Genomic DNA, 4425 nt, shown 5'->3' on the forward strand with positions numbered 1-4425 from the left:
GACTGCGTAGCAGTCCCATTTTTGGGGCCGCTTCGCAGCCCAACGGGGGCAAGCCCCCTCGCCACAAGGAATTTGGTGACAAAACAACAAATGTCCCTCTGAGATAACACCCTTGAGCATTCAACCCAGCACTTACTCTCCAGACATCGCAGTGCCGACCGACAAACGTGTCTTCGGCGGCCGCGATCTGTTTTCCCTGTGGTTCTCCCTGGGCATCGGCCTGATGGTCCTGCAGACCGGCGCCTTGCTCGCGCCCGGTCTGGGTCTGTCCGGTTCGTTGCTGGCGATTTTCCTCGGCACTCTGGTCGGCGTTCTGTTGCTGGCTTCGGTCGGCGTGATCGGCAGCGACACCGGCCTGTCGTCGATGGCGGCGCTCAAGCTCAGTCTCGGCAAGCACGGCGCCAGCGTGCCGGCGGTGCTGAACCTGCTGCAACTGATCGGTTGGGGCTCGTTCGAAATCATCGTCATGCGCGACGCCGCCAGCCTCTTGGGCGCTCGTGCCTTCAGCGAAGGCAGCCTGTTGTCGAACCCGATGCTCTGGACCCTGTTCTTCGGCGGTCTGGCAACCCTGCTGGCTGTCAGCGGTCCGCTGACTTTCGTGCGGCAGATCCTGCGCAAGTGGGGCATCTGGTTGCTGCTGGCCGCGTGCATCTGGCTGACCTGGAACCTGTTCGCCAAGGCTGACCTGGCCGCGTTGTGGGCCCAGGCCGGTGACGGTTCGATGCCGTTTGCCGTGGGTTTCGACATTGCCATCGCCATGCCGCTGTCGTGGCTGCCGCTGATTGCCGACTACTCGCGTTTCGGCAAGCGCGCGAAAAACGTCTTCGGTGGCACCGCCATAGGCTTCTTCATAGGTAACTTCTGGCTGATGAGCCTGGGCGTGGCCTACACCCTGGCGTTCGCGCCGAGCGGTGAAGTCAATGCCTTGCTGCTGGCGCTGGCCGGTGCGGGTCTGGGGATTCCGCTGCTGCTGATTCTGCTCGATGAGTCGGAAAACGCCTTTGCCGACATTCACTCGGCGGCGGTGTCCAGCGGGATTCTGTTGCGTATGAAAGTCGAACACCTGGCGCTGGCTATCGGCGTGGTCTGCACCCTGATCGCCTTGCTGGCGCCGCTGGCGCAGTACCAGAACTTCCTGCTGCTGATCGGTTCGGTGTTCGCGCCGCTGTTCGGCGTGGTGCTGGTGGATCACTTCATCCTGCGCAAGCGCAGCGGCCAGGTGGCGTCAGCCGCATTGCGCTGGCCGGCGCTGCTGGCCTGGCTGGGCGGGATCAGCACTTATCATCTGCTGGCCAACCTGTATCCGGACGTTGGTGCAACCCTGCCGGCATTGATCCTGGCAGGGCTGCTGCAGCTGGTGCTGGGTCGTGCCTTCAGCTACGGCCAGGAAACAGCTCGGGCTTGAGGATGCCATTGAGGCGAGGGTAGGGGATCTTCAGTTCGACATGGCCCAGCGCGTAAGGCGCGATGCTGCTGGTTTCGTACTTGAGGATCACCCCGCCATAGGTCAGCGCCACGTTCTGGGTTTTCTGGAACGGCCAGCTCTTGACGAACTCCGGTTCCTGATCGAGCTTGGTGCTGATCAACCAGCTGTTGTGCGCAACTTGCGCCGCTTTCCAGAACGCTTCTTCCTGCCCCGGCACCAGCATGTCCGACAGCGTCAGCACCTTGTGCTCCTGGCGCGAATAGTTGATGAAGCCGCGGCCCGGCGTGCCATGGGCACCGCCGGTGTCCAGGTAGCTGGACAACTCGACAATCACCAGACCGTCATGCTGCTCGCGTACTTTCGCCTGCAGATAACTGCTGTATTTGGGACCTGCGTTGCGCAAAAACTGCTCGCGATATGCCGCCAGCGTCGGCGCGGCCGGGGCGTCTGGCGAGGTGCGGGTCATTTGCAGCAGGCGCTTTTCGACGATGCTGTCCAGCGCAGGCTCGGCGGGAAAGTGCACGGTGTCGATGTTCACCAGCGGGCAATCCTGGTCCGAACAGCCTGGTTTCAACTGTTCGGTGGCGTCGCGGGTGGTCTCCAGCGGCACGCGATAGTTGGGCTGAAACAGGCTCTGGCAGGCGCCCAGGGTCAGGGCGATAGCGGCCGCGGAGGCAATTTTAAAAAGCGACATGGGTGTCCTTCATAAAACAGGGAAAGGCAAAAAGTTACCCGCTTCGACTCTCAACAGCGCAGTCAGTTCGCCACTAAGCTAATTAGAGTGGGTTTCGTCCTCACCGTCTATCCCGCTGACGGGAAAGGGGCTGCATCAAACGGCGCGGGCGCGTTAGGATGGCGCGAAGTCGAGGTTGTACAAAAAGACCTCGTATTGGATTTGTAGCATCGAGGATCGACATGACTGATTTTGCCAACGCCATTCCGACCGCCGTCGATATCGTTCGGCGCGAAAAGTGCTTCGAGGGCTTTTACAAGCTCGATCGAGTGCACTTGCGACACGAATTGTTCGCCGGAGGCATGAGTCGTGAAATCAGCCGTGAATTGTTCGTGCGCCACGATGCGGTGTGTGTGCTGCCTTACGATCCGCAGCGCGATGAAGTTGTACTGATCGAGCAGTTTCGCGTCGGCGCTCTGGGCAAGACCGACAATCCGTGGCTGCTCGAAATGGTCGCTGGTCTGATCGACAAGGATGAACAACCGGAAGAAGTTGCTCACCGCGAAGGGCAGGAGGAAGCTGGGGTGGTATTCGGGGCGCTGTGGCCGATAACCAAATATTTCCCATCCCCTGGCGGCAGTGATGAATTCGTACACCTGTACCTGGGGCGTTGCCAGACAACCGGGGTCGGCGGCCTGCATGGGCTGGAGGAAGAAGCAGAAGATATTCGTGTCTCGGTCTGGGCGTTCGAAGATGCCCTGCAAGCCGTGCGCGACGGACGTATTGCCAACGCGGCCACGATCATTGCCTTGCAATGGCTGGCTTTGAACCGCGTTGAAGTGAGGGGGCTATGGTCGTAAACAAGCTGCGCGAGCGCTATCGGGTTGATCTGGCGGGGTTGCAAGCATCCTGCGAGGCGAACTACGCGCGCCTGATGCGACTGCTGCCGGACATGCGCACCGAGCCTGCGGCGCGGCGCATCGCCGTGACCCATGGCGACCAGATGCTCGGGGTGCTGGCGCTGGAAGTGCTGCAGGTCTGTCCGTACACCACCACCCTGCAAGTGCGCCAGGAACACAGCCTGCCCTGGCTGCCGGTGCCGCAACTGGAAGTGCAGGTCTATCACGACGCCTGCATGGCCGAAGTGGTCAGCGCCGAACATGCCCGACGCTTTCGCGGCATCTATCCTTACCCGAACGCCTTCATGCATCAGCCTGACGAAAAGGCCCAGCTGAACATGTTCCTGGGCGAATGGCTGAGCCATTGCCTGGCGCTGGGGCATGAGTACGAAGTCGTGCGTTAACGTTCTTGTGAACTGCGTCAGGTTCGCCGATTCCCCTTTTCCCTCATCCCCCAGCATAATTGCGCCACTGACCCCATCCCGTGATCACGCCCTGGGAGAACGCCTTGCCGAGCGTATCCACATTGACCACCGCCGATCAGGCGTTGCTGGTGCAACTCTCCGACAGCCACCTGTTTGCCGAGGCAGACGGTGCGCTGTTGGGCATGAATACCCGTGACAGCCTGCAGAAAGTCATCGAACTGGTGCGCATGCAGCAGCCGCGGATCGACCTGATTCTGGCCACCGGCGATCTTTCCCAGGACGGCACGCTGGAGTCCTACCAGCAGTTTCGCGACGCGACCCGGCAGCTGGATGCGCCGGCGCGCTGGATTCCCGGCAATCACGACGAACCGCAAATCATGGCCGAAGCCGTGGTGGGCAGTGCCTTGCTGGAGTCGGTGGTGGACATCGGCAACTGGCGCGTCACGTTGCTCGATTCAGCCGTGCCGGGCTCGGTGCCGGGGTATTTGCAGGACGACCAACTGCAATTGCTGGCGCGTTCGTTGAGCGAGGCGCCGCAGCGTCATCATCTGGTGTGCTTCCATCACCATCCGGTATCCATCGGTTGTGCCTGGATGGAACCGATCGGCCTGCGCAATCCCGATGCATTGTTTGCCGTGCTGGATCGTTTTCCACAGGTGCGCGCCGTGCTCTGGGGCCATGTGCATCAGGAGATCGATCAGTTTCGCAACGACGTGCGCCTGATCGCATCGCCCTCGACCTGCATTCAGTTCGAGCCGGGCAGCGAGGATTTCAAGGTGGGCGAACAGGCGCCGGGCTATCGCTGGCTGCGCCTGTTGCCGGACGGGCAGCTGGAAACGGGGGTGGAGCGGGTGACCGGTTTCGAATTCACCGTGGATTACGGCTCCAACGGCTACTGATTCAGTCGTCATATCCAAAATATCGGCGCGGCCATCGCGGGCAAGCCCGCTCCCACAGGTTTTTCGTCGTTTACACTATTTGTGTTCACTGAAGATCCTTGTG

General features: G+C 61.1%; 5 protein-coding genes. 4 read left to right on the plus strand and 1 reads right to left on the minus strand.

Features of this window, described 5'->3' with window-relative positions; genetic code table 11:
* Positions 1–112: 112 nt before the first annotated feature.
* Entirely contained in the window at positions 113–1405 is a 1293-nt protein-coding gene (gene cytX / locus ACW9JE_RS29005; RefSeq protein ID WP_224535646.1) for a putative hydroxymethylpyrimidine transporter CytX, read from the plus strand.
* On the opposite strand, the gene ACW9JE_RS29010 is transcribed toward cytX, so the two are convergent.
* Positions 1374–2120 (minus strand): RsiV family protein, encoded by a 747-nt coding sequence (locus ACW9JE_RS29010; protein WP_224535648.1) that lies wholly within the window; start codon positions 2118–2120, stop codon positions 1374–1376. The two genes, cytX and ACW9JE_RS29010, sit on opposite strands and share 32 nt — an antisense overlap.
* 221 nt (positions 2121–2341) lie before the next feature.
* Between ACW9JE_RS29010 and ACW9JE_RS29015 the strand changes: the two genes are divergently transcribed.
* The 3 genes from ACW9JE_RS29015 (at position 2342) to cpdA (ending at position 4322) form a co-directional block, all read left to right on the plus strand.
* Positions 2342–2959, plus strand: coding sequence for an NUDIX domain-containing protein (locus ACW9JE_RS29015; protein WP_224535651.1), 618 nt, complete (start codon positions 2342–2344; stop codon positions 2957–2959).
* Complete coding sequence (locus tag ACW9JE_RS29020; protein ID WP_175375430.1) at positions 2950–3402, plus strand: DUF1249 domain-containing protein; 453 nt, start codon at positions 2950–2952, stop codon at positions 3400–3402. The genes ACW9JE_RS29015 and ACW9JE_RS29020 overlap by 10 nt, the downstream gene beginning before the upstream one ends.
* A 104-nt stretch (positions 3403–3506) precedes the next feature.
* Positions 3507–4322: a 3',5'-cyclic-AMP phosphodiesterase gene (cpdA, locus tag ACW9JE_RS29025; protein ID WP_224535701.1), complete on the plus strand. Its 816-nt coding sequence runs from the start codon at positions 3507–3509 to the stop codon at positions 4320–4322.
* Positions 4323–4425 lie beyond the last annotated feature (103 nt).

The sequence above is a fragment of the Pseudomonas sp. SDO55104_S430 genome (assembly GCF_054070595.1).